The organism is Rhodococcus sp. 008, assembly GCF_001682295.1.
Taxonomy (GTDB): domain Bacteria; phylum Actinomycetota; class Actinomycetes; order Mycobacteriales; family Mycobacteriaceae; genus Rhodococcus_F; species Rhodococcus_F qingshengii.
The window spans coordinates 1,921,723-1,947,101 of sequence record NZ_CP012749.1 but is presented as its reverse complement, the minus strand read 5'-3'; the positions used below and the strand labels follow the sequence as shown (position 1 = coordinate 1,947,101).

Below are 25,379 nucleotides of genomic sequence, written 5' to 3'. Positions count from 1 at the left end.
GGAGAGACAGCATGGGGACTTGGGGTTCAGGACCTTTCGACAACGACGTAGCGGGCGACCTGCTCAGCGCAGTACAGGCGGGTGACTACGACATCGACGATTACGCTAGCCACCCCGATGGCGGTTATCTCGATGCCGATGATGCTCAAACAGCAATCGCCGTCGCCGAGATTCTTGCGGTTGCGCACGGCGTTGCGCCGAAGCCTGTGCAGCTGGATGGAATTGACGCCGCCGGGTACGTCAGCACCTTGAGCCCGGAGCAGAAGAGTTGGGTCCTCTCCGCACTCGAGCGTGCAGTTTCCGACAGCGACACTTCGGAGTTGTACGAGTTGTGGGAAGAGAACGGTCCGGAAGACCTCGCAGCTTGGCGGGCACCGATCCTGAGCAGATTGGCCAGCCTCAAAACGGTGGGGTAAGCGTCACTAGTCTGCAGTCCCTTGCTTACTCGGAGTTCGACGAGGACAGACTCCCCTTGACGTACCGGGTGGTGTCGTCAGCGAGGATCTCGGCGAGCCCGCTTTCGATACCGTCCAGTGCTTGCGCGGCGACGTCGGCAGGATCGATCTTCTGTTCGGCGGGTACGCCAGCGGCCATGTCGGTATCCATGTATGCGACATGCAGTGCCGATACGGAGATTTTGCGCGGCGCAAGTTCTTCTCGAACGGCGTCGGTCATCGCCCAGGCCGCTGCTTTCGACGACGCGTAAGACCCGAGCGCGGCTGGATGGAACCAGGACAGCACCGACAGAACATTGAGTATTGTTCCGCCGTCGTTGTTTTCGATGACAGGAGCAAACGCCCGGGTCACGGCGAGCGGGCCGTAGAAGTTGACGTCCATCTCTCGTCGAATGTCATCGATGTCGCCCCCGATCAAGGGCGCCGAGGTAGAGATACCTGCGTTGTTGACCAGCAAGGTCACATCCGATGCGATTTGCGCGGCGGCGGTTATCGATTCGGCGTCCGTCACGTCCAACCTCAGGGGGATGACACCGGGTAGATCGACAGATTCCGGATTGCGCGCAGCCGCGTACACCTTTGCGCCGCGCTCGACGAGTCCCGCAGCCAGATGGCGTCCGAGCCCGCGATTGGCTCCTGTGACGACCGCAACCGTCTTGTTCAGGTCCATGATTCTCCCAGAGTTGTGATTGCTCGTGACATTTAGATTGTGAATCAAATCTAAGTATCAGCTAGGATAGATGTCAAGTGAAATCCAAACTGGAAGGCGTTGTGATGGGCCGCGTATCGCAGCAACAAGCGGAAGAGAACCGTCGGCGCGTCGTGGAAACCGCAGCCCGACTGTTCCGAGAGAAGGGCACTCACCTCAGCGTCGCCGACCTGATGAAGGCGTCGGGGCTGACCCACGGTGGCTTCTACAAGCAGTTCGCGTCCAAGGACGCTCTCATCGACGAAGCGACCACCCACGCCTTCAAGGAACTGGCTCAGCTGCACTCTGCGGGACTCGAAGAGTATGCAGGGCAACGTGACTCCGCCCGAAAAGCTTTGATCGATACCTATCTCTCGGTGGCGCATCGCGACAACCCGGCAGACGGATGCCCCGCTGCTGCGCTCGCCGCCGACATGGCGCGCGAGCCTGCAGACAGCGAGGCCCGTCGGGTTTACACGGAGGGAGTGGGGGATTTTGCCGCAGCTCTTGCCGACGACGAAGCTGTCGGTCTCCTCCGGCTCTCCACCATGCTCGGTGCACTGGTTCTTTCGCGAGCTACCAAGGGTTCCCCGCTCTCCGAGGAGATTCTCGATTCCGCGCGCGTCGAACTGATCAGAGGGCTTCGAGAGCCGCTGTCATCTTCTTGACGGTCTCGGGTGCCCCTGGCCGCGAATCCCGCTTTCACGAGGTCCAGTGCTCGCGGTTCCGAGAGTCGGACTCTCGATATGTCGATTGAACGCTCTAGTTGATTCCGACGACTTCCTGGGCGATCGCTGCGAGTCTTGCCTGGGCAGCGGATACGACGCCGTGTCGGTTCTTGTGCGCTTCCTCGTACGCAACGATGTCCCGCACCTGTGCGGCGTCGGTCAGTTCCTTCACGGCGGAGACGGCTTGGGTGACGTTGAGTTCGTCGAAGTCTTCGATGGGAAGTTCAGTGGGGTCGAGTAGCCCACTCGACTTCCGTACCGAACGGAAGACGTCGGCGGCACCGTCAGCACCTTCTCGGCGAGTGACCTTCTCAGCCGTGGCGATGGCCGCATCCCTACTGGCCGAGAGTGTTTTCACAGTCACGTCACCGGCATATGCGCCCCAGCTGATCAGCTCACCCAGTACCGGCGGTGAGGTGCGAACAGCGTCGATGGCACGGTCGAGACTGCGGGTGGACCAGGAGACCGGAATGTTGACCAGCCGTATCGCCGCGCCGGTGGCAGCTTGCATCGGTGTGCGGCGCAAAGCTGCCGGTCCACCGAGTGCCTCTTCGGCCAAGACAGTCGTGAGCCAGTCCACGGTCGCGGAGTGTGCAGCGATGAGGCGGTCGGCCAACGCCGCGACGGTCTGATCGCCGCCGGCAGTGGCCAGGGCCTTGAGGTAGCGGGAGCGGTCGAGGAGTTGATGTTCGAGCGCAAGGTCTCCCAATACCGCTTCGTCGAAGGGCTGAGCCTGTTCGACCATCGCTTTCACTCCGGCTGTCGCGCGTCCGATGAACGGACCGACCAATTCCGGCACGCCCCCCAGATCGCGAATCGTGGACTCTATGGAACTCGCCCTTTCACGGCCGTTCTCTGCGTTTTCCGTCAATTCGCGTCGAACAGCCTCGGTTCTGGCCTGTGCGACGCGCGTTTCGGCGACCTGGATCTCGGTGTGCGTCAGACCGAGGAGGATGCGTAACTGGGTGATCAAGGCGGACGTGGTTTCGGAGTTGCTCATATCGGGGTCGTCCCTTCGTCGGTGCGTGCTTTACGTGATGTTCAGCTTCTGCTCGACGAGTGCTCCGCGGGTCGCGGAGCCACCGCCGCTACGCGGGCTACCCCGACCTACCGCGTAGTAACCACAACGAACAAGTGGGGTCGACGCACCGAGATCGTCGGCGCCAGGATGAGTGAGACCCCGGCCACCCCGAGGTTTCGATTTCTATTCGGCGGGAAGGAGGCATGTGCAGTGCATCCATCCAGAAGCCCGCGAGAAACTGCGTCACCCGAGGAGTATCGATATGCCGGACCAGTACGCAATGCAGGACCCGACCACGCGGTTCCCCGCTCCTGTGCGTGAGCGGCAGGCGGAGATCGCACACCCCGGTCTCACCGCAGACATGATTTCTCCTCCCGACCACGGTGAAAACACCTATCGAGGGAGCGGTCGACTCGAAGGAAGGCGTGCGATTGTCACCGGAGCAGATTCGGGCATCGGACGTGCGGTCGCGATTGCATTTGCCAGAGAAGGTGCGGACGTTGTCCTGAGTTATCTCGACGAGGAAGAACAGGACGCTCGGGAAACCGCTCGCTGGGTCGAGGAGGCAGGTCGCAAAGCCGTCTCGGTGCCGGGAGATCTCCGAAGCGAGGAACATTGTTCTGCTTTGGTCGAAACCGCGGTGCGTGAACTCGGCGGACTCGACATCTTGGTGAACAACGCCGCGTTTCAGATGGTGCAGATGGGCGGCATCGCCGATATCACCACCGAACAATTCGACCGTGTGATGAAAACCAACCTCTACGCACTATTTTGGCTCTCCAAAGCAGCGATCGCGCAGATGGAGCCCGGATCGACGATCGTGAATACCTCGTCCATCCAAGGTGCGTCCCCGTCGCCCGAGCTGCTCGATTACGCCACGACAAAGGCGGGCATCATCGACTTCACCAAGGGGCTGGCCGCCGATGTCGCACGGAAGGGAATCAGGGTCAATGCCGTTGCACCTGGACCGATTTGGACGCCACTGATTCCGGCGACGATGCCCAAGGAGAAGTTCGAGACGTTCGGGGACGACGTTCCGCTCGGGCGGGCAGGTCAGCCGGCCGAGCTTGCTCCCGCCTATGTATTTCTCGCCTCTGGCGAATCCAGTTACACCACTGGGGAAGTCATCGGCGTGACGGGTGGAAAACCGCTCACCTGAATGTGCGACTAGACAAGGCGTACGACGACGGCGTAACGGTCAACCGTTGTCGAGGCCCGCGGCGACCATCGCTGCGGCGGTCTCTCGTTCGGAGAATGAGCCCTTCTCCAGACCCCGGATGACGCCGGAGCGATCAGCGGGGGAACGGTTTTGATTCAACTTCGCTTTTCCGTAGACACGGGCCACGTGCAGTTCGATCCCCACAATCCCTCGCAGCTGCGCATCGACGAACTGCGGCGGCGCGTCGGTGACCTTCCATTCGTTCTCACGGCCGGATTCATGTCGAGCTGTCAGTGCGGTGACGTGCGCACGCAGCCACTGCTCGTCGTCGTGCGCAACCAGTTGGCCGTAGACGTAGAGAACTTCGTAGTTCCACGTCGGGACGACCTTCCCATGGACGCTCTTGCTCGGGTAGAACTCGGGGCTCACGTAGGCGTCGGCGCCGGGGAGGATCACCAGAGACTCCGATGTCCCGGTGTATCGCCAATGCGGATTCGTCCGGGCGAGATGCCCCTCCAACACGTTTCCTTCGGCGTTGTACAGCAGTGGCATCGACGTGACTTCGAGGGTCTCGGGGCCCGGTGTGACCAGGTGTCCGAATCCACCGGCGTGGAGAGAGTCGGCGACCGCGTCGTCGGAGAGGCGGAATTGTCCGGGCAGAATCATGTGTCTCCTCACAGATTTTTTGTCATGTGACAATGTGTCACAGCGTGGAGGTTTTGTCATGTGCTAATAGAGTGAGCCTGTGACCAGCACTGTGGCGGACCAGGTGAGGCTCTATGTCGTCCGCGGGACAGCGGGCGAGATTTCCGAGGGCATTCGCAATCTCATCAGTGCTGGGGTACTGGCTCCAGGGGATGCGTTGCCGCCCATACGGGCCTTGGCCGACGATCTCGAGGTTCACCGGAACACAGTTGCCGGAGCCTATCGCTTGCTCGTGGCGGCGGGAGTTGTGGAGACACAGGGCCGGCGCGGCAGCTTCGTGCGAGCCATACCGTTCCTGGAAGGAGAAGGCGGTATCGCTCTTCCTGGCAGCGTGGATCTCGCCAGCGGAAATCCTGATCCGGCATTGCTGCCTGATCTCAGAGCCTCGTTGGACCGGACCACTTACACGCCCCGGTTGTACGGCGCCGCAGCCACCGAGCCTCTACTCGATTCCTGGGCACGTTCCTCGATCGAGGACGAGGTTCTAAGGCCGTGCTCGATCACCATCACCAACGGTGCCGTTGACGCGGTCGAGCGACTGTTGACCGCTCATTTGACCCGAGGTGACGCCGTCGCGATCGAGGATCCGTGCTTCCTGGCGAGCATCGGAACGCTCAAAGCCAACAGCTTCCGAGCGGTACCGATGGACATCGACACTTCGGGTATTACCCCGCAAGGGCTGCTGCGTGCTCTCGAAAGTGGTGTGCGCGCGATTATTTGCACCCCTCGTGCGCACAACCCCACCGGGGTCAGCATGAGCGCCGACCGAGCGGCGATTCTCGGAAGCATCCTGGCCGAGTTCCCTCACGTTCTGGTAATCGAGGACGATCACCTCTCTGCCGTGTCCAGCAATCGGTACTGTCGGCTCGCTCCGATGAGCACGACGCGGTGGGCGCTTGTTCGTTCCGTGTCGAAATTTCTCGGGCCCGACCTGCGCGTGGCAGTGGTCGCCTCGGACCTCGACACCGGCATTCGGCTGAGCACTCATCTCCGGTCGGGCGCCAACTGGGTCAGTCACCTGCAGCAGCGCTTGAGTGCTGAACTGCTGAGTGATCCGACGGTGATCGACGGCCTCGCCAATGCTCGCGCTGTCTACGAGCGCCGCCGAACCCTTCTGAAATCTGCACTGTCAGAACATGATATCGAGGTTCCTGACACTTTCGACGGACTCAATGTCTGGGTTCCGCTGGATCGGGATTCCGAACCGATTGTCGAGCGACTCGCCGAGTCTGGCTGGCTCGTGCGGGACGGAAGTCAGTTCTCGGCGACGCCGGGTCAGTGCCACCGGGCACTTCGTGTGACCGCCTCCACCATCACCTCTGACCAAGCACGCGAGTTCGCCAGTGCCCTGGCTGAAATATTGGCGAGCCCGTAGTTGTCCAGCTGCACTACGGTGCGAATCTGAGTCTCTCGCTTCTCGACGAAACTACCGGCGACGGCTGGATCGATAGGATCGGTTCGAGCGACGACGAAGGGTGTAATTGTGGCGAGGGCGGTTGTTGTCGGTGCGAGCCGAGGTCTTGGTCGTGCTTTGATCGAGGGTCTGAGGAGCGATGGCGACGAAGTTCTCGGCATATCGCGTCGGCGTCCTGACGGGTTCGACGTCTCCGAGTGGATCGAAGCCGACCTGACCGATCCTGTTACGGCAGCGAATTCGATCGATCAGGAGCTTGTCGGTGGTGTAGATACCCTGATCTGCAACGTCGGAATTTGGGAAGGGGATGCCTTCACTTCCGATTATGCGTTCACAGATCAATCCGATGTCGAAATGCTCGAAATGATCAACGCCAACATCACGGCCACAATTCTCCTGCTCAAGCGCCTGATCCCGAGAATGATCGGCCGTCCTCGACCTCGGATCATCTTGACCGGGTCCACCTCGGGACTCCCGCGAAGCGGTAGGCCGGAGGTTGCGTTCGGTGCATCGAAGTTCGCGATCAACGGCATTGCCGACGCGTTGAGAGAGGGCTATCGGAAGGACAGACTCGCAGTGACTGTCCTTCATCTCGGATATCTCAATACAGAAGACGGACTCGACGTGCCCCGAGACGTCGCTGCCGCCAGGGGAGAGGGATCTCTGGTCCCGGTACATGACGTTGTGGATACGGTGCGCTCGATCTCGAGTTTGTCGTCTTCGACGTCAGTGCGGGAAGTAGTCCTCACTGCGATCGACGATCCGCGATTCTGATTTGCGGCTGTCGACTCAATCTGGTTGCTGAACAGACGTATTCAGAGAATCTAGACCCCGATCAAGAAGTAAGCTCCGGTCAGATACGTCAGGGTGAGGCCCGCCAAGGTCCACGCCATGTACGGCCGGATGTAGAGGCGCCGCAGGCGGTGCAATCGCAGGGAGGCTCGCAAGAACGCGCCCACGGTCCCGAGCAGCAACATCAGGCTCGGGACGAAGACCGCCAGTCGGCGATCCTTCTGTGAGCACAGCAAGGTGTCGGTACCGAAGCATTCGCCCCGCCGGGAGCCCAACCACACGATCGCGATAACCAAAACCGCGGTAGCCAGAACGACTGACACGCCGTACGTCAGGGTTCGCCTGTTGATCTTTCGCTCTCGACGCTGAATTACATCTGACGCGTCAGAACTGTCGGTCATCACACCGGCTCCTGTACATCGCACCTCACTTCGTGGATCGGCGGTGGGAGAGGGCGTACAGCACTACTCCGACGGCCAAGAGTAATGATGCGCGTAACCACGTCGCAGCGCTCTGCTGGGTGAGCAACGCAACGCACGTACCGAGAGCGAGGATCGGGAAGATGATCGGCGTTCGGAAGTGTTTGTGTTGCACTGCGTCACGGCGCAGAACCAGGACGGCGATGTTGGTGCTGATGAATACGAAAAGCAGCAGGAGTACCACCGTCTCCGCCAGGGCTGACAGCGATCCGGTGACGCAGAGAGCCATGGCAACTGCTGTGGTCGCGATAATCGCCACCCAGGGGGTCCGTCGCTGCGGCAGTACCCGAGCGAAGACGCTCGGGAGCAAGCCTTCCGATGCCATCCCGTATGTCAGCCTGCTCGCCATGATCATTGTCAGCAGTGCGCCGTTGGCGACGGCGACCAACGCGATCAGGCTGAACAGGCGAGGCGGAACGCCGACGTCGGCAGCTGACACAACTTCCAGCAGTGGCCCGGAGGATGCGGCAAGTTCGTCGGCGGGCAGGACCACCGAGACAGCCAGGCCGACAAGGACATAGGCGGCGCCGGCTGTCAGTAATGCTCCGAACAGTGCGCGTGGGTAGACCTTGCTCACGTTCTTCACTTCTTCGGCGACGTTCGCGGACGTTTCGAAGCCGACAAAAGAGTAGTACGCGAGGAGTGCCGCAGCCAGCACCGCGAGTGCAGGCGATCGGCTGTCGTCGAACTCCACGACGCGGCTCAGGGTTCCGTCGCCGCGCCCGAGAACTATGCAAGCGAGGACGACAACGAGGACGAGCCCGGTGACCTCCACGACTGTCATGACGACGTTGGCGCGCATCGACTCCTTGATGCCTCTGGCATTGAGAAGTCCCACCAGGAGCAGGAAGACGAGCGCCGCTGGAACGGTTGGGACGTCGATGAAGGCTTTGAGATAGTCGCCCGAGAATGCGAGGGCGAGTCCCGCCGCACTGGTTACGCCGGCCGCCAGCATCGAGAAGCCGACAAGGAACGAGATCAGTGGTTTCCGATACGCCCGTTGGGCGAAGACGGCTGCGCCGCCCGCTCGCGGATATTTGGTGACCAGTTCGGCATACGACGTTGCTGTCAGCAATGCCATGACGAGCGCTACGAGCAGTGGTACCCAGACGGCTCCACCAACTTCACCGGCGATGACGCCCACCAACGCGTAGATACCGGCGCCCAGAACATCTCCGAGGATGAACACGAAAAGGAGTGGGCCGGTTATCGCCCGGGTCAGAGTGTTCGTACCGCCGCCTTCGTCGCGGCGTGCGGTTTCGTCCACGTTCTCGGCCCTCGCGGCGCGTCGCATGTGCAAGGTTCATCCTGTCTTCATGGTGACGTGCCGCCACCTCAGGAGCAGTCATGTACCCATTGGCCGAGGTTTCAAACGTAGGTCGCCCGCCTTCCCGTGCTTTGCTTGTAGGGGAATCGCAGAAGTAGTGACTGGAGGACGAAGTGGCCGAAACGACGGTTGCCGCGGTGATGGACGAGTTGGCTGCTCTCGAAGATCCGAAGGCGCGTGCGGTGAACGAGAAGCACGGTGACGATCACGGTGTGAACCTCACAAAACTGCGCGCTGTTGCGAAGCGATTGAAGACTCAGCAGGAACTCGCACAACAGCTTTGGGCGACGGGCGATACCGCGGCGCGATTGTTGGCCCTTTTGATCTGCCGCCCGAAGGCGTTCGAGCGTGACGAGTTGGATGTCATGTTGCGAGAGGCCCGCACTCCGAAGGTGCAGGACTGGCTCGTCAATTACGTGGTGAAGAAGAACCCGCATGCCGAGGAGTTGCGGGTGGCCTGGACCGCTGACCCTGATCCTGTGGTCGCTAGCGCCGGGTGGGCTCTGACCACCGAACGTGTCGCGAAGAAGCCCGAGGGACTTGACCTTTCAGGGCTACTCGACGTCATCGAGGCGGAGATGAAGGATGCTCCTGACCGCCTGCAATGGGCGATGAATCACTGCCTGGCTCAGATCGGGATCGAACATGCCGAGTACCGCGCCCGGGCAATCGAGATCGGTGAGCGACTGCGGGTGCTCGAGGATTACCCGACTCCACCGAACTGCACCTCGCCGTTTGCGCCCATCTGGATCGCGGAGATGGTGCGACGACAGAGGGCAAAGTAGAGCGCACGACAACTGAGGGTAGGGTTACCTTCGTGCTACGTTAGGCGCCGTCACCCGCTCGGGGTGTCTGAGCAGGTCGATCGACCGGGAGGTCCTGGCGTGGCAAGAATTTTGGGACGAGGGCTGTCAGAGCGACGACGTGGTGGCAGCCGTGTCCGCCGGATGGTGGCCGTCCTGGCGGCGTGCGGCCTGGCGGCCGGAATGGCGGCCTGCAGCAGCAACGGCGACAAAGACAGCACCGACGACAAAGACAGCACCGACGACAAAGACAGCACCCGGACTTCATCCGCAGTCGACGCCGCGTTCCCGGTGACGATCACGTCGGCCCTCGGCACGGCCGAGATCAAGGAGGAGCCCAAGCGGGTCGCAACCTGGGGATGGTCCAATCAGGACGCCCTCCTGGCGCTCGGCGTCGTCCCGGTCGCGATGCCCACTTTCTCTGGACCTCAGTACGGGGCCGACGCGCAGGGCATTCTGAAGTGGGACGCCGAGGCACTCGACAAGCTCGGTGGCGAGCAGCCCACCTTGTTGTCGGGTGACGGAACGGGCGAAGCACCTGTCGAGCAGTTCGCCAAGGCTGAACCAGATCTCATCTTCGCCCCGTACTCCGGGCTCACTCAGCAGGAATTCGACGCACTGTCGAAGATCGCGCCGGTGGTTTCCTTCCCGGACGAGCCGTGGACCGCGTCGTGGCAGGACCAGGTGACCATCGCCGGTCAGGCGCTGGGTAAACAGGCCGAGGCCGGCACGCTCATCGACAAGACCAACGCCGCGATCAGCGCGACGGCTGCGAAGAACCCTGCGTTGCAAGGTAAGACCGTCACCATCGGACTCCCGAACAGTCCGAGCACCTTCGCGGTGAGTAAGAACGCCGACGTGCGTGTCGAGTTCCTCGAGCAGCTGGGTCTGAAGAACGAGCCGACGATCCAGCAGGCCGATCCCGCCAAGGATCCCGAGGCCGTGTACTTCGAGCTGAGCACCGAGCAGGCGCCGCTGATTGCGTCTGACGTGCTGTTCGTGGTGGCCTACGACAAGGACTCTCTGAACGCGTTCCTCGCCGAGTCACTGGTGGCAGCTCAGCCGGTGATCGTCGATGGGCGTACGGCATCCACCAAGGACTTCAGCGTCGACAAGAACTTCGCGTTCGGCGGACTGACGGTCCTGACCATCCCGTACATCCTCGACGACGTCGCCACAGTTCTGAACACCGCTGCCGGCAACGTCAAGGGCTGACCGGCCCGCTAGCGGGAAGTTCGAAACTGTGTCCGGTACCGCTGTGGGCTGGTGCCGACCAGGTCTCGGAAGCGTTCGCGGAACGTGGTGACGGCATTGAATCCGACCTGTCCCGCAACACGTTCGATCGAGTGGTCGGTAGTCTCGAGCAGAAATTGCGCTTGGCGGAGCCGTGCGTGATGGAGCCACTGCAACGGCGTCGTACCGATTTGTTCCTGGAATCGGCGGTTGAGCGTGCGAGTGCTCATCGTTGCCTTGGCCGCGATTGTCGTGATGTCGAGTTGCTCCCCGAGGTTCTCTTCCATCCAGTTCAGTAGTGGTCGAAGGGTTGTCCCGCTGGGTACGGGAGGCTCGTGGACGATGAATTGTGCTTGCCCTCCGGCACGTTCGAGCGGCATCACACTCAGCCGCGCCGTGTCGGCGGCGACCGCGGACCCGTAGTCCTGACGGACCATGTACAGGCACAGGTCGAGTGCGGCCGCGGCGCCGGCGGAAGTCAGGACGTGCCCGTTGTCTACGTAGAGAACGGCGGCGTCGACGTCGATAGCCGGGTGCCGGCGGGCCAACTCCGACGCAGCCGCCCAGTGCGTCGTCGCGCGAAGTCCGTCGAGCAGGCCTGTATCGGCGAGGGTGAATGCGCCGACGCACAGTGAGGCGATGCGCGTGCCGCGATCCGCGGCAGTTCTGAGGGCTTCGATGATCTCGGGGTCGATCGGCACATCGAGATCGGCGGTGCCCGGGATGATGATCGTGCTGGCCTGGGCGAGACGTGACAGTCCGTGCGGTACGCGCATCGTGAACGTTCCGGTCTCCACCTCCTCGGTGAGCGCGCACACGGCGGTCCGGTAGGCCGGTGCGCCTGAGGGAAGCCTGCATCGTCCGAAGACTTCGAGGGGTGCTGCCAGGTCCATCGGCACCACTCCGGGCAACGCGAGAACTGCAACGTCATGCATGTCTGAAACGTAGCGTATGTGGCGCGAGATTCTGTGATCTCGTGTCGTGAAATATCCTCTCAACTGGTATTTCGTAGAATATGTGAGGTTGGCTGAAAGCCGTCGAAGGTTGGCTTTCAGCCGTCGCCGCTGAGGTCAACTTCCTCCTACTGTCGTAGGAACAGCGACGCGCACAGGAGCGCGTCGCACAAAATCGGAGGTTGCAGTGCACGCGCAGATCGTGTTGTTCGACGGATTCGATCCCATGGATGTCGTGGGTCCGTACGAGGTGCTCTACGCCGGGGGTCTCGCCAGCGGTGGGGCGTTGAGTGTCGAACTCGTCAGTGCGGAGGGGCCTGGGACCGTCCTGAGCGGAAGTGGTGAACTCGCTATGACCGCCACTGCAACCCTCGATGTCGAACACGCGGATCTGATCATCGTTCCCGGAGCATCGGGTCTCTTCGAACCCGATGCGGACCAGCCGGGCACCAGTTTGCCGGAAAGGCTCGCGGCCACAACGGAAACCGAACTGCCTGTCATGATGCGGCGTGCACTCGACGATCCTGGTGTTCTTGTTGCGACCGTCTGTGGAGGATCTTTGGCGCTGGCGATGGCGGGGCTTCTCGAAGGGCGCCGCGCCGTGACACACCATCTTGCCGTGGACGCACTGGCGGCCGGCGGCGTTATTCCGATCCAGGCGCGGATCGTCGACGATGGTGACCTGATCACCGCCGGCGGTGTGACATCCGGTCTCGACCTTGGCCTGTACCTGTTGGAACGATGCCTCGGGCCCCGGATAAGTCTCGAGGTCGAAGCGCTCTTCGACTACGAGCGTCGTGGAACGGTGTGGTCGGCCAAGGGCGCCGAGCCTGTAATCACCTTCGCCCCGGACGCTGCGTGAATACGCTTGTGCGTACCGAAACGCGAGAAATCTCATGACCGGAATCCTGCTGTCCCTCCACGTGATTGCGGCCATTCTTGCCATCGGCCCCGTCGCTGTGGCGGCGAGTATGTTCCCGGTGGCGAGTCGCGCCGCGCTCGCCGATCCGGACAGCGCCAGTGTTGCGACGACGGGCATGCTGCATCGCATCGTTCGGGTGTATGCCACGATCGGCGTTGTCGTTCCGATGCTCGGTGTCGCCACCGCCGTCAATCTCGGAGTGCTCGGTGACCTGTGGATCCTCACCTCGATCGCACTCACCGTCGTTGCCGCCGTGATACTCACCGCGGTCGTGCTTCCCGCCCAACGGCTGACAATGGCGGCGATCGAAGGAACCGGGTCCGTTGTGGATGTCGCAACGCGGCTCACCCGTCGACTGGGCACAGCGACGGGGATCTTCAATCTGCTCTGGGTCGTTGTCGTCGTGCTGATGATCTTTCGGCCAGGATCGACAACCGGCGTGTGATCCGAGGCGATATTTCCCGTGTCGGAGACAGCGACGCTTGACCTTGACACAGTGACAAGGACTCCAATGGTCGACGAAGGAGGTGGTTGTCGTGAACACAACCAACCATGGTGGGCAGAATGCTCACCTCGTCGACGCATTGGCCGCGGCTGATCCCTCGGTTCGGCTGCGCGCCGCGCTCGCTGTCGGCACGCGCCCGGACCCTGAGCTGACGGATGCCCTGATCGATCGGTGCGCCGTCGAGCCGGACTTCTTCGTCCGCGACATGCTGACCTGGGCATTGTGCCGCTTGCCGGCCGAAATTACGGTGCCGAGGCTGATCCGTGAGCTCGGGTCCGATGGTTCGCAAGCCCGCAGTCAGGCGCTCCACACCTTGTCCAAGATCGGCGATCCGATCGCGTGGCCCGAGGTCTCTGCGCTGGTGCACGACCAGGACGACGAGGTCGCGCGCAGTGCGTGGCGCGCCGCAGTGGCACTCGTGCCGGCAGGAGTCGAGGGTGCACTCGCAGCGGATCTGGCGACCGAACTCGGGCGGGGCGAACTGCAGATGCAGCTCAGTCTGAGCCGTGCTCTGACCGGGCTCGGCGAGGCTGTACTCCCGGTGCTCGACGCGGCCGGAATGAGCCCGAATCCGCGTGCCCGGGCGCATGCTGATGCTACAAAGCAACTCTGGCACGACCCCGACGGTGGGTTCGCACTCTCACACGAGTTGGCGAAGCGCGTCGCGGCAATCGGCCCGGACGCGTAGGAAGGGGAGACGGATGTTGATCGGCGAGGTCTCGCGGCGTTGTGGTGTCAGCACACGGATGCTGCGTCACTACGACACCTTGGGACTGGTGAAGCCGACGGGCCGCACGTCCGGCGGTTACCGGGAGTACTCCGCCGACGACATCCGTCGACTCTTCCACGTCGAGAGCTTGAGGACGTTGGGGCTCTCGTTGAACGAGGCCAAGCGTGCACTGGACGAACCCGACTTCGCGCCGGCCGATTTGGTGGGTGAACTCATGCAACACACTCGGCAACGGATCGCGGCGGAGGAGGAATTGCTGACCAAACTCGAAAGGGTCGATGCCAGCGCCCCTTCGGAGTGGGACGACGTCCTGCGCATGGTCTCGCTGTTGCGTGCACTCGAATCCGAGTTCGCTGCTCATCGTCAGCAAGCGATCCTGTCGCAGGAGCTGAATGCGGCGTTGCCCGTCGACGCACTCGTCGAGGCCATCCTGTCGGAGAAGGATGCCAACGTGGCCGGAGCGTTGCAGTGGGCGTTGGCGAGGACCGAAGGTGCGGGCCTTGCAGGTCTCACGAAGGGGCTCGAATCGGAGGACGTCGAGGTTCGACGCCGCGCGACGTCGGCCATCTCCGGGATCCACACCGAGGAAGCAACTCGGGCGCTGAAGCGAGCTCTCGATGATTCGGACGCGATAGTCCGCGCTGATGCCGCTCTCACCCTCGGATCTCGCGGAGAGGCCGTCTCGATGCCCGCTCTCCTCGAGATGGTCGCCGACGGGCGACGCGACGTCGAGGCCGGAGAGGTGCTCGGTCTTCTCGCGGAGCACTCACCGACAAGCGGTGAGGTCGTCGATGCCGTGCAGGCAAGACTCGACGGCACTGACGACGCCCCGACGAGGTTGCGAATCACGCAGGCACTCGCTGAGATTCCCGGCGCGGCGGCCCGGGAAGCGCTCGCCCGGCTGACACGCGACGACGACAAGACGGTCGCGTCCACGGCAGCCGCGATCCTCGAGATGCGGGACCGTGGACCACGCCGGCGCGAACGACCGCGTATCGGGAACTGAAATCGGAGAACTAGGGCACCTCTGACAAATGCGGGCCCGGGTGGTCAGCGCCGCAACGATTTTGCCGCGGCGTTGCCCTTCAACGCTGCACAGAGCAGGACAAGGAGCACCGCTAGAAACACGACTGTTGAGGCGACAGCCGACACCACAGATCCGAAACCTGTCACGACACCGATGGCGACCTGCATGCACAGTCCCACTACGGCTGTCCACACCGTCCGGCGTAGAAGGGGCCACGCAATCCGATGGGCCAATTGCCACGCCTCGGGGCTCGAGATCGTCGCCTTCGTGCGTATGCCGACAACGGGATTCGGTTCATCACCGACGACTCGCGGAAGAATCCCGGCAACGAACGCGAGGACAAGCGTCGACGACGACAGCGAGGCCGTCAGACCCAGTAAGTCAGGCGATCCCACCCGTCCAGCCCCCCTGTCGGCAGATTTGACACAGCGGACATTCCAGTCTGGGGTGCCGCTGGGACACATCCGACTGTATGCGAACGAATGTATGTACTGCTGATCGGGTGACGCACTTTCAGGCTTTGTCGGATGAGCAGTGGACTCGATCTCGGACTAGTTTTCAGACAAGCCCTAGTGTGGATTGCCTAGGCAGAAAAGGTTTCCCGCCGGATCCGCCAACACGTGCCGGATGATCCGCCCGAATCAAGTCGAGGTGAACCGTATTCCTTTGGCTGTGAGCCTGATCCATCTCAGGCAAAGCCTCGAAGCTGCTGCGCACCCGCTGCGCGGTGATCAACGGATATGGTCTCTCACGTGGTGGATCAACGGCGAATGAGTTTGCGACGCAGGTACCTGAGCCTCGGTCTTGGCGAACTGGCCGCCGCGGGAGTGTTTGCCGCCGTGGCTGTCAGCGTCGTGATGCCTCGGCTCGAAGGTCCGAAAGACTCCGCGGCGCTGTGGTCGGCGCTGGCCCCAATGCTCGTGGTTCTCGTGCAAGCGGGTGTCTATTGGCTGCTTGCCCGAGGCTGGGTCGAGCAGGCGCCGATGCCTGCCCGCCTCGCGGCGCTCTACCGTGTGTTTCGGGTCCTCGACATTGTCGTCTTGGCGGTCGGTCTCCTCGGCGTGCTCATTTGGCTACCAGATCATTTCGTCACTGCGGCGGCCATCATGGTGGTGTGGGCTTTCGGCGTCGTCGAATACGTCAATTACTTCGTGGCCCGTCTCGCTTATCCGCTGCGGCGGTGGCCGTTCGAGGTCGGCAAGTTGCGGAGGCCCCAACTTGTGCACGACCTGCATTCGGCGCGGTGATACCGGCGATGAAGCCTGCCTTTGCCGCAACGGCAAAATTTGATGCGGGATCGGAGTGAATTCGGAAGGATCGGTTCTGCCCACCCAGGAATGAAGCCTCTATGTCGTTCTTCACCGAGTAAGGAGAACCACCATGGCAGCGTCGCGTCGCAGCCGCCGTGATGCCCCACCACCCCGGTCCGGAAATAGCGAGGTCGATACGCTACGCGCGTTTCTCGACTACTTGCGTGATTCGATCGCTGCCAAGGTCGAGGGTGCTCCGGAACCTCAGGTGCGCACCACAATTGTTCCGTCTGGGACAACCTTGCTCGGGCTGGTCACTCACTTGACCTTTGTCGAACGATCGATGTTTCTCGCAGAAAACGTGACGGATTGGAAAGCGACGTTTCAGCCGTCATCGGAAGACAGCGTGGACGGTGTCGTCAGTCGCTATCGCGAGACGGTCGAGCGTGCCAACGCAGTTCTCGACGGATGCACAGATCTTGCCGCGCCCATCCCGCGACCGGGGGCGAAACGACCCGCTCCCAGTGTCCGCTGGGCGCTCGTGCACATGATCGAAGAGACCGGGCGCCATGCCGGGCACGCTGACATCCTCCGCGAACTGATCGACGGTGCGACCGGCCGGTGACATCGCAACAATAGTTAGAATCCGTCGGTGCAAGTGGCAGATCCTGGACGACAACCGTGGCGGTGAGGTCTTCCATCTCGCCCACAGCTTCCGCGATTCATCGAGGCAGATGTCCACGACCGCCCACTGGTACAGCGTCGACAGTTCCGTCGGGAGTCGTTACTTCCCAAGCTAGTCCGGTGGCGGCCGAGGGAATGAGCCCGTCGATCCATTTGGCCACGACACCGACGACAACTTTCTCGAGTTCCACACGTGACCACTTTCGCGGTCGATGCGGAACCGGCGGTTCCCAGCCTTCCTCGCCCCAGATCACGCCGAATAGCTCTCTCTCGTAACCGATTTGCTGATTCAGGCTGAATGCGTCAGGACCCTCGAATCGTGCCCATACGCCGAATGTTCCCTCGCCGTCCTGATCGACCGAGACATCGATGACGATCCCTTCGGTGCGCGGGGTTGCCGCGTGGTGAATCGCAGCCAGTCGATCGCTCACTACCGCCGACACGGTATCGAGGACAGACCTCAGCGCGTCGCTGTACTCAGCAGGTTCCATCGGCACAGGATATAGAAATTCAGGCAATCGACTTCGAAGTCAGTGCCCCCGACATGGCCGCCCATTGAAGAAGAATAACCGTCTTACCGTCGACGATTTCTCCGCCGGAGATCATGTCGTGTGCCGTGTCGAACGGCAACTCCAGGACTTCGATGTCCTCGCCTTCGTCTGGCACCCCGCCACCACTGCCGGTTCTGTCCGCCGGGCTGTATCGGCCGGCGTAGAAATGCACTCTCTCGGTGACGGATCCGGGGCTCATGTACAGATCGAACAGATGCTGCACCTCACCGATCGCGACGCCGAGCTCTTCGCTCGTCTCTCGCCGAATGGCTACTTCCGGCGTGTCGGCATCGAGCAAACCGGCTGCGGTCTCGATCAGCATTCCGTCGGGGTGTGCGTTGACGTAAGCGGGAAAGCGGAATTGCTTCGTCAACAGGACGGTGCGCCGTTCGGGGTCGTACAGCAAGATCGTCGCGCCGTTCCCACGGTCGTAGGTTTCTCGTTGCTGTGTCTCGAGAGTGCCGTCCCGTCGCCGGTACGTGAAGGTGCTGCGACGCAACACATGCCAACCGTCTGAGGTGACCTCGACTCGTTCGACCTCGACGTTCGGATTACCGTGCAGCCCGAGACCTGTTCGGTCGAGGCCGGTGCGACCCCGGCTGTCCGGAACGTCGACGCCGGCACAACCCGCCGTTGCAGTCGGGTGTATCAGCTTGTCGCTGTCAGGTTCGGTCATGTCATCCACCGTAGCGAAGATCGGCACCTCGCCGTTATTGGGCAACAACAGCTTCAGCGTTGAGCGGCGTCGCGGCGGAAACTCTCAGTCCAACTGAGAAGTCCCGCCCCCGTCCGGAGACGGGAGCGGGACTCGGGTGTCAGCGAACTCGGCAGCGCGTCAGACTGCTTCCTTTGTCGCCTGCGCTGCGAGGGTGAGCGCGATGTCGACGATCATGTCCTCCTGACCACCCACCAGACGGCGGCGTCCAGCTTCGAGCAGCAGTGTGCGAACGTCGATTCCGTAGCGCTCCGACGCAGCTTCGGCGTGGCGCAGGAAGCTCGAGTACACGCCGGCGTAGCCGAGAGTGAGGGTTTCGCGATCGACGCGGACCGGCCGGTCCTGCAGTGGTCGGACGATGTCGTCGGCGGCATCCTGCAGGGCGAACAGGTCGCAGCCGTGCTCCCACTCTTCGATGTTGGCGACGGCGATGAAGGCCTCGAGGGGGCAGTTGCCGGCACCGGCGCCGTGACCGGCAAGCGAAGCATCGACGCGGGTGACGCCGTTCTGCACTGCGACAACGGAATTGGCAACCGAGAGTGAGAGATTCTCATGGGCGTGGATACCGATTTCGGTGCCCTCGTCCAGGATGTCGCGGTATGCACGAACACGATCCGCGACGTCGTTCATCACCAGACGTCCACCCGAGTCGGTGACGTAGACGCAGTGCGCGCCATACGATTCCATCAACTTGGCCTGCTTGGCCAGTTCTTCGGCAGGCGCCATGTGGCTCATCATCAGGAAGCCCGAGACGTCCATGCCGATCTCGCGGGCGGTTTCGATGTGCTGCGCGGAGACGTCGGCCTCGGTGCAGTGCGTGGCAACGCGAACCGAGCGAACACCGAGGTCGTAGGCATGCTTGAGTTCACTGATCGTGCCGACACCCGGAAGTAGCAGCGTGGTGAGACGAGCGTGCTCGAGTACCTCGGCCGCTGCTTCGATCCATTCCCAGTCGGTGTTCGAGCCGGGGCCGTAGTTGAGCGAGCCGCCGGCGAGGCCGTCACCGTGTGCTACTTCGATCGCGTCGACGCCGGCAGCGTCGAGAGCTGTGACGATCCGCTTGACGTCGGTGGGCGAAATGCGGTGGCGGACAGCGTGCATGCCGTCACGAAGGGTGACGTCCTGGACGAAGATCTTGCGGTTGCTCACTTGGTTGCTTCCTTCTGCTGGGCGATGCGCTCCGCGATCTGCATTCCGGCGGACGTCATGATGTCGAGATTGCCGGCGTACGCAGGCAGGTAGTGTGCCGCGCCCTCGACCTCGAGGAACACCGACACCTGGTGGGTGGGGCGATTGCCGTCGACGAGCAACGTCTCGACCGGCTGGTCGGCCGGGATCTCGGTGATCTGGACTTCCTGCTTGAGGCGGTAGCCCGGGACGTAGGCCGAGACGTCGCCGACCATCTTCTCGATCGACTGACGGATCTCGTCGTGAACAGCCGGATCCGGTGCGTCGACGAGGCAGAAGACCGTGTCGCGCATGATGAGCGGCGGCTCAGCGGGGTTGAGGATGATGATGGCCTTGCCGCGACGAGCGCCGCCGACTGCCACGATCGCCTCGGAAGTGGTCTCGGTGAACTCGTCGATGTTGGCGCGCGTTCCGGGACCGGCCGACTTGGAGGCGATGGACGCGACGATCTCCGCATACGCCACCGGGACGACCCGAGAAACAGCGGCAACCATCGGGATGGTGGCCTGGCCGCCACACGTCACCATGTTGACGTTGGGTGCGTCCAAGTGCTCGTCCGCGTTGACGGCCGGTACGACGTACGGTCCGATCGCGGCAGGCGTCAGGTCGATCATGCGCTTGCCGAGGGGAGCCAGCCGCGCGTTGTTGGCCACGTGAGCCTTTGCCGAGGTGGCGTCGAAGACGATCTCGATCTCGTCGAAGTTCGGCAGACCGACAAGGCCTTCGACGCCTTCTGCCGTGATCGGCACGTTCAGACGCGCCGCGCGAGCGAGGCCGTCCGACGCGGGGTCGATACCGACCATCGCGCCCATCTCCAGATGGTCGGAGTTACGCAGCACCTTGATCATCAGATCCGTGCCGATATTGCCCGATCCGATGATCGCGACCTTGACCTTGCTCATGCGTTGTCCTCTTCGCTGGAGAAACTGGTGGTGACGGAACCGAGCCCGGAGACGGTCACGGTGACTTCGTTGCCTGCGGTGACCGGTGCCATGGGGCCGAGAGCGCCGGACAGGATCACCTGCCCTGCGGTCAGCGGCTGCCCCAACTCACGTGCAGTGCGGGCGAGCCAGACGACGGCTTCGATCGGATCGCCCAGGCAGGCGGTTCCGACGCCGGTGGACACCTCGGTGCCGTCGACGGACATCGACATGACGACGCCGGCGGGTTCCACCTCGTCGAGGGTGCGTCGTTCGGTTCCCAGGACGTACACGCCCGAGGACGCATTGTCGGCGACGGTGTCACCGAACTTGATGTCCCACGACTCGATGCGGCTGTCGCAGATCTCGATCGCGGCGACGGCGTAGTCGATCGCACCGCGCACCTGCGCACTGTCCAGCGGTCCGTCCACGAGGTCGGCACCGAGCACGAAGGCAACTTCCGCTTCGACCTTGGGCTGGATCAAACGGCTCATGGGGATGGCGCCGCCCGCGGGGAACTCCATGTCGGCGTACAGCACGCCGAGGTCGGGCTGGTCGACACCGAGCTGCTGCTGGACTGCCACCGAGGTCAGGCCGATCTTGCGGCCTACGACCACGGCCCCCGCCTGCCGACGGATTTCGTCGACGCGGCGCTGGACGGCGTAGGCGGCGACGAGGTCGTCGGCGCCGATCAGATCGCGCACGGGCGCGCAGGGAGTGCCGCTCGCGATGGCGGCTGCGAGGCGGTCCGCAGCAGCTGCGATGTCGGTCTCGCTAGCTGTACTGGTATTCGTGGGCTGGCTCATGGCCACTACTTTCGCCGCGGCACCGAGATTGCGCCAGGGAACTGTCTCACTCAGCGATACGCTGGGGAGGTGACTGGCAGCGCAAACCTCGACACCGTGCTCGGCAAGGCGGTGACGATCCTGCGCGCCTTCCGGGCCGACGACCACGTGTTGCCTCTGGCCACCCTGGTCCAGCGGACGGGCCTGCACAAGGCGACGGTGCACCGCCTGGCCAACGAACTGGTCGCGAACCGGCTACTCGACCGTATCGACGGTGGCTACCGGCTCAGCGGCGGCCTCTTCGAACTCGGCATGCTCGCCTCTCTCGAACGTAGCCTCCTGGAGATGGCGATGCCGTTCCTCCAGGACCTGTACGAGCGGACCCACGAGACAGTCCACCTGGGGGTCCGTGACGGCCACGACGTCGTGTACGTCGCGAAGATCGGCGGACACCGGCAAGCCAACTCGCCGTCCCGGACCGGCGGCCGGATACCGCTTTATTGCACCGCGATCGGCAAGGCGCTCCTGGCATTCTCCGACAACGAGTTTCGCCGCGAGGTGCTGTCGGAACCGATGACGCGCCGAACCCCGCACACAATTGTTGCGCCCGGCATTCTCAATACCCAACTGAACCGAGTGGTCGAGACCGGTATTGCGTTCGAGCGCGAGGAATCAGCGCCGGGTCTCGCGTGCGTTGCAGCGCCGGTTTTCGGAACCAACGACAAACCCGTCGCCGCCATCAGTGTCACCGGTCCCACCAGTCGCTTCGTCCCCGAGAGCCAGGTGTCCTACGTTCGCGCCGCTGCCGAAGGCCTACACAGCACCATCGCTCGCCGCGAACGACTGCGGTGATCTGGCCGTCCCGACCCGGACGAGCCCGGTCAATGCGTGCGGCAATGGCCCCTCGTGTAAGACGCCGAGACGTTGGGTTGCGCGGGTGAGGGCGACATAGAGCTCCGAGGCGCCACGTGGACCGTCGGCGATGATTCGCTCCGGTTCCACGACGAGCACGGCATCGAACTCGAGGCCCTTCGTTTCCGAAACCGGCACAGCGCCGGGCACACTCGCAGGTCCGATGACGACGCTCGTACCCTCGCGTCCGGCCTCGTCCTGATTGAATTCGTCGATGGCGGAGGCTAGTTCGTCGGCGGAGATTCGCTTGGACCACGGTTGGACCCCGCAGGCGCGGACGGACTCGGGTGGCTGGACGTCTGGCGCGAACTCGGCGAGCAAGGCGGCGGCGACGCTCATGATCTCGGCGGGGGTGCGATAGTTCACCGACAGGGATCGGTAGATCCAGCGGCCGGGAACGTACGGCTCCATCATCGTCGCCCACGAGCGAGCACCTGCGGGTGAACGTCGTTGCGCGAGATCGCCTACCACCGTGAAAGACCGGTCCGGGCAACGGCGCATCAGGACTCGCCAGTCCATCTCGGACAGCTCTTGTGCCTCGTCGACCACGATATGCCTGTACGTCCAGTCTCGGTCAGCAGCAGCGCGTTCGGCGAGCTCCCGGGTATCGCGTTCGACGAAACGATCCGCCAGGTCCTCGCCGTACAGCATGTCCTGGGCGAGGAGATGATCCTCGTCGTCCATCAAGTCTTCGCGACTGATCATCATGTCCAGCACGCCCGCTGCATACGCAGCCTCGTCGCGGCGTTCACGTTCGGCACTCTGGTCGACGGGCTTGTCCCGGCCGAGCATGTCCACCAATTCGTCGAGAAGCGGAACGTCGGACACCGTCCAGGCATCGCCCTCTCGGCGCAACAGTGTCTCGTCTGCGCCTGCCTTGCGTAGGCGTTCCGGCGAAGTAAACAGCTGTGTCAGTAGCTCTTTCGGTGTCAGGATCGGCCAGAGTGCGTCGAGTGCGGCGGCAAACGCGTCATTCTCCGCCAACTCTGCGGTCAGATCTGCGCGCACTTGTTCCCAGGCTTCACGGTCACTGCGTGTCAACCATCCCTTACCGATCCGCGCTATCGCCCGCTCGGTCAGTGCCCAGGTGACGATTTCGGTGAACACAGTCCGAGCGTCGTTGTGGGGGAGTCCGCTCGAACGAGCTTCTTCTCGGGCCCATTCCGCAGTTTCGGCGTCGATTCGCACTGTGACGTCCGCCAATTCGATCAACAGTGGGTTCTCGGGCAATCGTTGGTGATCGGCAATCGCTGCGCCGAGAACGTCCAGGATCTTCAGCGAACCTTTGAGCCCAGCGGCCTCCGGAGTGTCCTCGGCGGTGACGCGTAGACCGGGAACGAGATCACCGGTGGTCATGAACACCACGTCGGACTCGCCCAGTGAGGGCAGTACGCGGCCGATGTGGTTCAGGAACGCCGGGTTCGGCCCGACCACGAGAACGCCGTGACGTTCCATTCGCTCACGCTGCGTGTAGAGCAGGTAGGCGACGCGGTGCAAGGCGACGACGGTTTTCCCGGTACCGGGGCCACCTTCGATCACCAGCACCCCGGGGTGTTCGAGTCGGACGATGTCGTCCTGTTCGGCCTGGATCGTGGCCACGATGTCCCGCATTCCCTCACCGCGGGGTGCATTGACTGCTGCGAGCAAGGCGGAATCGCTGTGGGTGTCGTGTTCCGCGCCGTCAGGGCGCCCGAGTACCTCGTCGGTGAAATCGACCACGTGTCGACTGCGTGTGTGGAACTGACGGCGTCGACGCATGTTCTCCGGGTTTGCAGCGGTGGCAACGTAGAACGGGCGAGATGCCGGCGCCCGCCAATCGAGCAGCACCGGTTCGTAGTCGTTGTCCGCATCGAGAAGGCCGATTCGGCCGATGTACGAAGTCTCACCCGACAGCGAGTCCAACCGGCCGAAGCACAGGCCGTTGTCGGCTACGTCCAGCCTCTTCACCTCTTTGGCGAGCGCGCGCACCTCGGCGTCGCGTTCCATGAGTGCTTCGCCGTTTCCGCGCAGAGCGGTGTTGTACCTGCCCTTGACTCGGGCGCGCTCCGCATCGAGGCGAGCGTAGAGCCCCTCCACATAGTTCCGCTCGGATCGCAGTTCTTCTTCGTATCCCTGGGTTGGCACGTGCCCTCACTTCCGCTGGCTGTTCCGATCCCGTAGTGGGTCGTGCGGGATCGGAAGAGCCATTCTGCGGCACTACCCGGGCCTTGCCGCAAGGCCCCCGGTGCGATATACATTGATAGTGGAAGGGAGTGTCGATCCTCCCCCGGCTTTTTCCCACAGATCCTCTCGCGACCCCCCAGCCTGATGCACGGCTCCCAGCCTGGTCGATGTTTGGACCCCGAGTGTCACGGGTACAAATCCAGTGACCGGTGTTCCAAAAACGGTTCCCCTCATGAACTTACGTGGATCGAGGGATTGTGAAGGCGATACTGGCAACGGCCGCGAGCATCCTTCTGGTGGTTGCCTTGGCCGTCGCCGTCTTGCTTCTCCTTTCCGGATCACCGCGCGAAGGTACTTCGCACGAGCTCGCCGATACGGTTCACACGATCGGTGGGAAGCCGACAACCTGCACCGAGTTGTTCGGTGAAACATGCAGCTTTGCTTTGCAGTCGGACTACAACCAGTGGGGACAAAACCTCGAGGGTTTTGTCAATGCCGGGATCCTCGGACCTTTCGCCCGCAGTATCGGCTTCGTGGCGGAGGCGAAACTGAGCTTGCAGGCATGCGAGGTCAGCGCAACCGCCGGGCGGACGATTCTCGATTTCTACACTCTCGCCGAGATCGACCACCCCACGGCCACCACCACCGACCTCTTCCCCTTCTGGAACGAGTCCCGCCAATTCCTGTGCCCGGTAAACAGTTTCTGAGAATGCTGTTTGCTATTTGAGATGTTCGAGACGCATCGCTCGATCGGAGCCAGGTTGGGCGCAAGCGCGCGAATCGTGGACAGCGTTCCGCCCACGGGGGGATCGGTCTGTAACTGGCTCATGAGCACTGAATAACACACGAGAGTGAACGGCACTCCCCTCGGTGGCCGCTTCTTGTACGCGTTGCGGCGTGTCGGTGCACGGATGTTTATGCGAATTTCGACGGGGTAGGGCCTTCTGTGGGGGATTCCTACCTGTGTGGGATTCCTGAGCAACAATCCGAAACGTATTGGAGGGTCAACGTGCCAGATGACAAGAGCGGTCCCAGCGAGGGAATCAAAGGCGTCGTAGAGGACGTCAAGGGTAAGGCCAAGGAAGCCGTGGGTGCGGTTTCCGGAAACGACAGTTTGACCCGAGAGGGCCGCGCCCAGCAGGACAAGGCCGAAAGCCAGCGAGAAGTCGCGAAGAAAGAGGCAGAAGCCGAGAAGGCTCGCGCAGAAGCGGCCGCGGACGAAGCGCGACAGAAGTCCGAGCAATAGCCCTGACGCACTCGTCACCCTCGG

Annotated in this window: 29 protein-coding genes; 16 read left to right on the top strand and 13 right to left on the bottom strand. The window is 62.7% G+C overall.

Going from position 1 to position 25,379, the window contains the following annotated elements; translation table 11 throughout:
- Positions 1–11: 11 nt before the first annotated feature.
- Positions 12–416: a DUF4259 domain-containing protein gene (locus AOT96_RS09215; protein WP_003942974.1), complete on the top strand. Its 405-nt coding sequence runs from the start codon at positions 12–14 to the stop codon at positions 414–416.
- Between the two features lie 25 nt (positions 417–441).
- On the opposite strand, the gene AOT96_RS09210 is transcribed toward AOT96_RS09215, so the two are convergent.
- Positions 442–1,125 carry an SDR family oxidoreductase gene (locus tag AOT96_RS09210; RefSeq protein ID WP_058038455.1) on the bottom strand — a complete coding sequence of 228 codons (684 nt, stop codon included), beginning with the start codon at positions 1,123–1,125 and terminating at the stop codon, positions 442–444.
- Between the two features lie 77 nt (positions 1,126–1,202).
- Here AOT96_RS09210 and AOT96_RS09205 point away from each other — a divergent pair, with 77 nt between their 5' ends.
- Complete coding sequence (locus tag AOT96_RS09205; protein WP_214660268.1) at positions 1,203–1,811, top strand: TetR/AcrR family transcriptional regulator; 609 nt, start codon at positions 1,203–1,205, stop codon at positions 1,809–1,811.
- 94 nt (positions 1,812–1,905) lie between these two features.
- Here the strand turns inward: AOT96_RS09205 and AOT96_RS09200 are convergent, their stop codons facing one another.
- The gene (locus AOT96_RS09200) at positions 1,906–2,871 is read right to left on the bottom strand and encodes a hypothetical protein (protein WP_065351622.1); all 966 of its coding nucleotides are present in this window, start codon (positions 2,869–2,871) and stop codon (positions 1,906–1,908) included.
- Positions 2,872–3,154: 283 nt separating this feature from the next.
- On the opposite strand from AOT96_RS09200, the gene AOT96_RS09195 reads away from it, so the two are divergent.
- The gene (locus AOT96_RS09195; protein ID WP_007735622.1) at positions 3,155–4,051 is read left to right on the top strand and encodes an SDR family oxidoreductase; all 897 of its coding nucleotides are present in this window, start codon (positions 3,155–3,157) and stop codon (positions 4,049–4,051) included.
- Positions 4,052–4,090: 39 nt separating this feature from the next.
- Here the strand turns inward: AOT96_RS09195 and AOT96_RS09190 are convergent, their stop codons facing one another.
- Positions 4,091–4,717, bottom strand: coding sequence for an FMN-binding negative transcriptional regulator (locus AOT96_RS09190; RefSeq protein WP_030537447.1), 627 nt, complete (start codon positions 4,715–4,717; stop codon positions 4,091–4,093).
- A 79-nt stretch (positions 4,718–4,796) separates the two neighbouring features.
- Here AOT96_RS09190 and AOT96_RS09185 point away from each other — a divergent pair, with 79 nt between their 5' ends.
- Together AOT96_RS09185 and AOT96_RS09180 are read left to right on the top strand one after the other, a co-directional pair.
- Positions 4,797–6,131: an aminotransferase class I/II-fold pyridoxal phosphate-dependent enzyme gene (locus AOT96_RS09185; protein WP_231917419.1), complete on the top strand. Its 1,335-nt coding sequence runs from the start codon at positions 4,797–4,799 to the stop codon at positions 6,129–6,131.
- A 108-nt stretch (positions 6,132–6,239) separates the two neighbouring features.
- On the top strand, positions 6,240–6,944 hold the full coding sequence (locus AOT96_RS09180) for an SDR family NAD(P)-dependent oxidoreductase (RefSeq protein ID WP_042448150.1): 705 nt from the start codon (positions 6,240–6,242) through the stop codon (positions 6,942–6,944).
- A gap of 50 nt (positions 6,945–6,994) precedes the next feature.
- Here the strand turns inward: AOT96_RS09180 and AOT96_RS09175 are convergent, their stop codons facing one another.
- Positions 6,995–7,363: a hypothetical protein gene (locus tag AOT96_RS09175; RefSeq protein WP_042448254.1), complete on the bottom strand. Its 369-nt coding sequence runs from the start codon at positions 7,361–7,363 to the stop codon at positions 6,995–6,997.
- Positions 7,364–7,388: 25 nt separating this feature from the next.
- Positions 7,389–8,735 (bottom strand): APC family permease, encoded by a 1,347-nt coding sequence (locus tag AOT96_RS09170; RefSeq protein WP_007735660.1) that lies wholly within the window; start codon positions 8,733–8,735, stop codon positions 7,389–7,391.
- Positions 8,736–8,881: 146 nt separating this feature from the next.
- Between AOT96_RS09170 and AOT96_RS09165 the strand changes: the two genes are divergently transcribed.
- Both AOT96_RS09165 and AOT96_RS09160 read left to right on the top strand, forming a co-directional pair.
- On the top strand, positions 8,882–9,553 hold the full coding sequence (locus AOT96_RS09165) for a DNA alkylation repair protein (RefSeq protein ID WP_030537444.1): 672 nt from the start codon (positions 8,882–8,884) through the stop codon (positions 9,551–9,553).
- Positions 9,554–9,652: 99 nt separating this feature from the next.
- The gene (locus tag AOT96_RS09160; RefSeq protein ID WP_231917418.1) at positions 9,653–10,786 is read left to right on the top strand and encodes an ABC transporter substrate-binding protein; all 1,134 of its coding nucleotides are present in this window, start codon (positions 9,653–9,655) and stop codon (positions 10,784–10,786) included.
- An 8-nt stretch (positions 10,787–10,794) separates the two neighbouring features.
- Here AOT96_RS09160 and AOT96_RS09155 read toward each other — a convergent pair whose 3' ends face one another.
- Positions 10,795–11,739: a GlxA family transcriptional regulator gene (locus AOT96_RS09155; RefSeq protein WP_003942841.1), complete on the bottom strand. Its 945-nt coding sequence runs from the start codon at positions 11,737–11,739 to the stop codon at positions 10,795–10,797.
- 205 nt (positions 11,740–11,944) lie between these two features.
- Here AOT96_RS09155 and AOT96_RS09150 point away from each other — a divergent pair, with 205 nt between their 5' ends.
- From AOT96_RS09150 to AOT96_RS09135, 4 genes are all read left to right on the top strand, one after another.
- Complete coding sequence (locus AOT96_RS09150; RefSeq protein ID WP_065351620.1) at positions 11,945–12,619, top strand: DJ-1/PfpI family protein; 675 nt, start codon at positions 11,945–11,947, stop codon at positions 12,617–12,619.
- 34 nt (positions 12,620–12,653) lie between these two features.
- Complete coding sequence (locus tag AOT96_RS09145) at positions 12,654–13,124, top strand: DUF2269 family protein (RefSeq protein WP_003943264.1); 471 nt, start codon at positions 12,654–12,656, stop codon at positions 13,122–13,124.
- Between the two features lie 82 nt (positions 13,125–13,206).
- Positions 13,207–13,872, top strand: coding sequence for a HEAT repeat domain-containing protein (locus tag AOT96_RS09140; RefSeq protein ID WP_185744475.1), 666 nt, complete (start codon positions 13,207–13,209; stop codon positions 13,870–13,872).
- A 13-nt stretch (positions 13,873–13,885) separates the two neighbouring features.
- Entirely contained in the window at positions 13,886–14,920 is a 1,035-nt protein-coding gene (locus AOT96_RS09135; RefSeq protein WP_058226788.1) for a HEAT repeat domain-containing protein, read from the top strand.
- A gap of 44 nt (positions 14,921–14,964) precedes the next feature.
- Here the strand turns inward: AOT96_RS09135 and AOT96_RS09130 are convergent, their stop codons facing one another.
- A complete protein-coding gene (locus AOT96_RS09130; RefSeq protein WP_047272349.1) occupies positions 14,965–15,336 on the bottom strand; it encodes an SdpI family protein in 372 nt (123 codons plus the stop codon).
- Positions 15,337–15,711: 375 nt separating this feature from the next.
- Here AOT96_RS09130 and AOT96_RS09125 point away from each other — a divergent pair, with 375 nt between their 5' ends.
- On the top strand, positions 15,712–16,188 hold the full coding sequence (locus AOT96_RS09125; RefSeq protein ID WP_083197602.1) for a hypothetical protein: 477 nt from the start codon (positions 15,712–15,714) through the stop codon (positions 16,186–16,188).
- Positions 16,189–16,321: 133 nt separating this feature from the next.
- Positions 16,322–16,816 (top strand): DinB family protein, encoded by a 495-nt coding sequence (locus tag AOT96_RS09120; protein ID WP_064443541.1) that lies wholly within the window; start codon positions 16,322–16,324, stop codon positions 16,814–16,816.
- Positions 16,817–16,913: 97 nt separating this feature from the next.
- Here the strand turns inward: AOT96_RS09120 and AOT96_RS09115 are convergent, their stop codons facing one another.
- The 5 genes from AOT96_RS09115 to AOT96_RS09095 form a co-directional block, all read right to left on the bottom strand.
- Positions 16,914–17,366: a DUF6389 family protein gene (locus AOT96_RS09115; RefSeq protein WP_065351618.1), complete on the bottom strand. Its 453-nt coding sequence runs from the start codon at positions 17,364–17,366 to the stop codon at positions 16,914–16,916.
- A gap of 19 nt (positions 17,367–17,385) precedes the next feature.
- Entirely contained in the window at positions 17,386–18,102 is a 717-nt protein-coding gene (locus AOT96_RS09110; RefSeq protein WP_065352805.1) for an NUDIX domain-containing protein, read from the bottom strand.
- A 159-nt stretch (positions 18,103–18,261) separates the two neighbouring features.
- Positions 18,262–19,242, bottom strand: a complete 981-nt coding sequence (gene dmpG, locus AOT96_RS09105) for a 4-hydroxy-2-oxovalerate aldolase (RefSeq protein WP_042448265.1) — start codon at positions 19,240–19,242, stop codon at positions 18,262–18,264.
- 44 nt (positions 19,243–19,286) lie between these two features.
- Positions 19,287–20,231: an acetaldehyde dehydrogenase (acetylating) gene (locus tag AOT96_RS09100; protein WP_054825055.1), complete on the bottom strand. Its 945-nt coding sequence runs from the start codon at positions 20,229–20,231 to the stop codon at positions 19,287–19,289.
- Positions 20,228–21,055: a 2-keto-4-pentenoate hydratase gene (locus tag AOT96_RS09095; RefSeq protein ID WP_064113555.1), complete on the bottom strand. Its 828-nt coding sequence runs from the start codon at positions 21,053–21,055 to the stop codon at positions 20,228–20,230. Before AOT96_RS09095 ends, AOT96_RS09100 begins: the two co-directional genes overlap by 4 nt.
- Positions 21,056–21,124: 69 nt before the next feature.
- Here AOT96_RS09095 and AOT96_RS09090 point away from each other — a divergent pair, with 69 nt between their 5' ends.
- Positions 21,125–21,886: an IclR family transcriptional regulator gene (locus AOT96_RS09090; RefSeq protein WP_003942865.1), complete on the top strand. Its 762-nt coding sequence runs from the start codon at positions 21,125–21,127 to the stop codon at positions 21,884–21,886.
- On the opposite strand, the gene helR is transcribed toward AOT96_RS09090, so the two are convergent.
- The gene (gene helR / locus AOT96_RS09085) at positions 21,848–24,070 is read right to left on the bottom strand and encodes an RNA polymerase recycling motor ATPase HelR (RefSeq protein WP_083197601.1); all 2,223 of its coding nucleotides are present in this window, start codon (positions 24,068–24,070) and stop codon (positions 21,848–21,850) included. The two genes, AOT96_RS09090 and helR, sit on opposite strands and share 39 nt — an antisense overlap.
- A 281-nt stretch (positions 24,071–24,351) precedes the next feature.
- Here helR and AOT96_RS09080 point away from each other — a divergent pair, with 281 nt between their 5' ends.
- Together AOT96_RS09080 and mbp1 are read left to right on the top strand one after the other, a co-directional pair.
- Positions 24,352–24,816 (top strand): hypothetical protein, encoded by a 465-nt coding sequence (locus tag AOT96_RS09080; RefSeq protein ID WP_223304477.1) that lies wholly within the window; start codon positions 24,352–24,354, stop codon positions 24,814–24,816.
- A 302-nt stretch (positions 24,817–25,118) separates the two neighbouring features.
- Entirely contained in the window at positions 25,119–25,355 is a 237-nt protein-coding gene (gene mbp1, locus AOT96_RS09075) for a microaggregate-binding protein 1 (protein WP_003943084.1), read from the top strand.
- The last annotated feature ends 24 nt before the right edge of the window (positions 25,356–25,379 follow it).

What these genes read in the sequence shown, in the direction of transcription:
- AOT96_RS09135 (WP_058226788.1), top strand. Translation starts at nt 13,886, where the DNA reads ATGTTGATCGGCGAGGTCTCGCGGCGTTGTGGTGTCAGCACACGGATG.
- AOT96_RS09100 (WP_054825055.1), bottom strand. Translation starts at nt 20,231, where the DNA reads ATGAGCAAGGTCAAGGTCGCGATCATCGGATCGGGCAATATCGGCACG.
- AOT96_RS09210 (WP_058038455.1), bottom strand. Translation starts at nt 1,125, where the DNA reads ATGGACCTGAACAAGACGGTTGCGGTCGTCACAGGAGCCAATCGCGGG.
- AOT96_RS09120 (WP_064443541.1), top strand. Translation starts at nt 16,322, where the DNA reads ATGGCAGCGTCGCGTCGCAGCCGCCGTGATGCCCCACCACCCCGGTCC.
- AOT96_RS09195 (WP_007735622.1), top strand. Translation starts at nt 3,155, where the DNA reads ATGCCGGACCAGTACGCAATGCAGGACCCGACCACGCGGTTCCCCGCT.
- AOT96_RS09170 (WP_007735660.1), bottom strand. Translation starts at nt 8,735, where the DNA reads ATGCGACGCGCCGCGAGGGCCGAGAACGTGGACGAAACCGCACGCCGC.
- AOT96_RS09215 (WP_003942974.1), top strand. Translation starts at nt 12, where the DNA reads ATGGGGACTTGGGGTTCAGGACCTTTCGACAACGACGTAGCGGGCGAC.
- AOT96_RS09125 (WP_083197602.1), top strand. Translation starts at nt 15,712, where the DNA reads ATGAGTTTGCGACGCAGGTACCTGAGCCTCGGTCTTGGCGAACTGGCC.
- AOT96_RS09110 (WP_065352805.1), bottom strand. Translation starts at nt 18,102, where the DNA reads ATGACCGAACCTGACAGCGACAAGCTGATACACCCGACTGCAACGGCG.
- AOT96_RS09190 (WP_030537447.1), bottom strand. Translation starts at nt 4,717, where the DNA reads ATGATTCTGCCCGGACAATTCCGCCTCTCCGACGACGCGGTCGCCGAC.
- AOT96_RS09175 (WP_042448254.1), bottom strand. Translation starts at nt 7,363, where the DNA reads ATGACCGACAGTTCTGACGCGTCAGATGTAATTCAGCGTCGAGAGCGA.
- AOT96_RS09115 (WP_065351618.1), bottom strand. Translation starts at nt 17,366, where the DNA reads ATGGAACCTGCTGAGTACAGCGACGCGCTGAGGTCTGTCCTCGATACC.
- AOT96_RS09095 (WP_064113555.1), bottom strand. Translation starts at nt 21,055, where the DNA reads ATGAGCCAGCCCACGAATACCAGTACAGCTAGCGAGACCGACATCGCA.
- AOT96_RS09155 (WP_003942841.1), bottom strand. Translation starts at nt 11,739, where the DNA reads ATGCATGACGTTGCAGTTCTCGCGTTGCCCGGAGTGGTGCCGATGGAC.
- AOT96_RS09200 (WP_065351622.1), bottom strand. Translation starts at nt 2,871, where the DNA reads ATGAGCAACTCCGAAACCACGTCCGCCTTGATCACCCAGTTACGCATC.
- AOT96_RS09145 (WP_003943264.1), top strand. Translation starts at nt 12,654, where the DNA reads ATGACCGGAATCCTGCTGTCCCTCCACGTGATTGCGGCCATTCTTGCC.
- dmpG (WP_042448265.1), bottom strand. Translation starts at nt 19,242, where the DNA reads ATGCACGCTGTCCGCCACCGCATTTCGCCCACCGACGTCAAGCGGATC.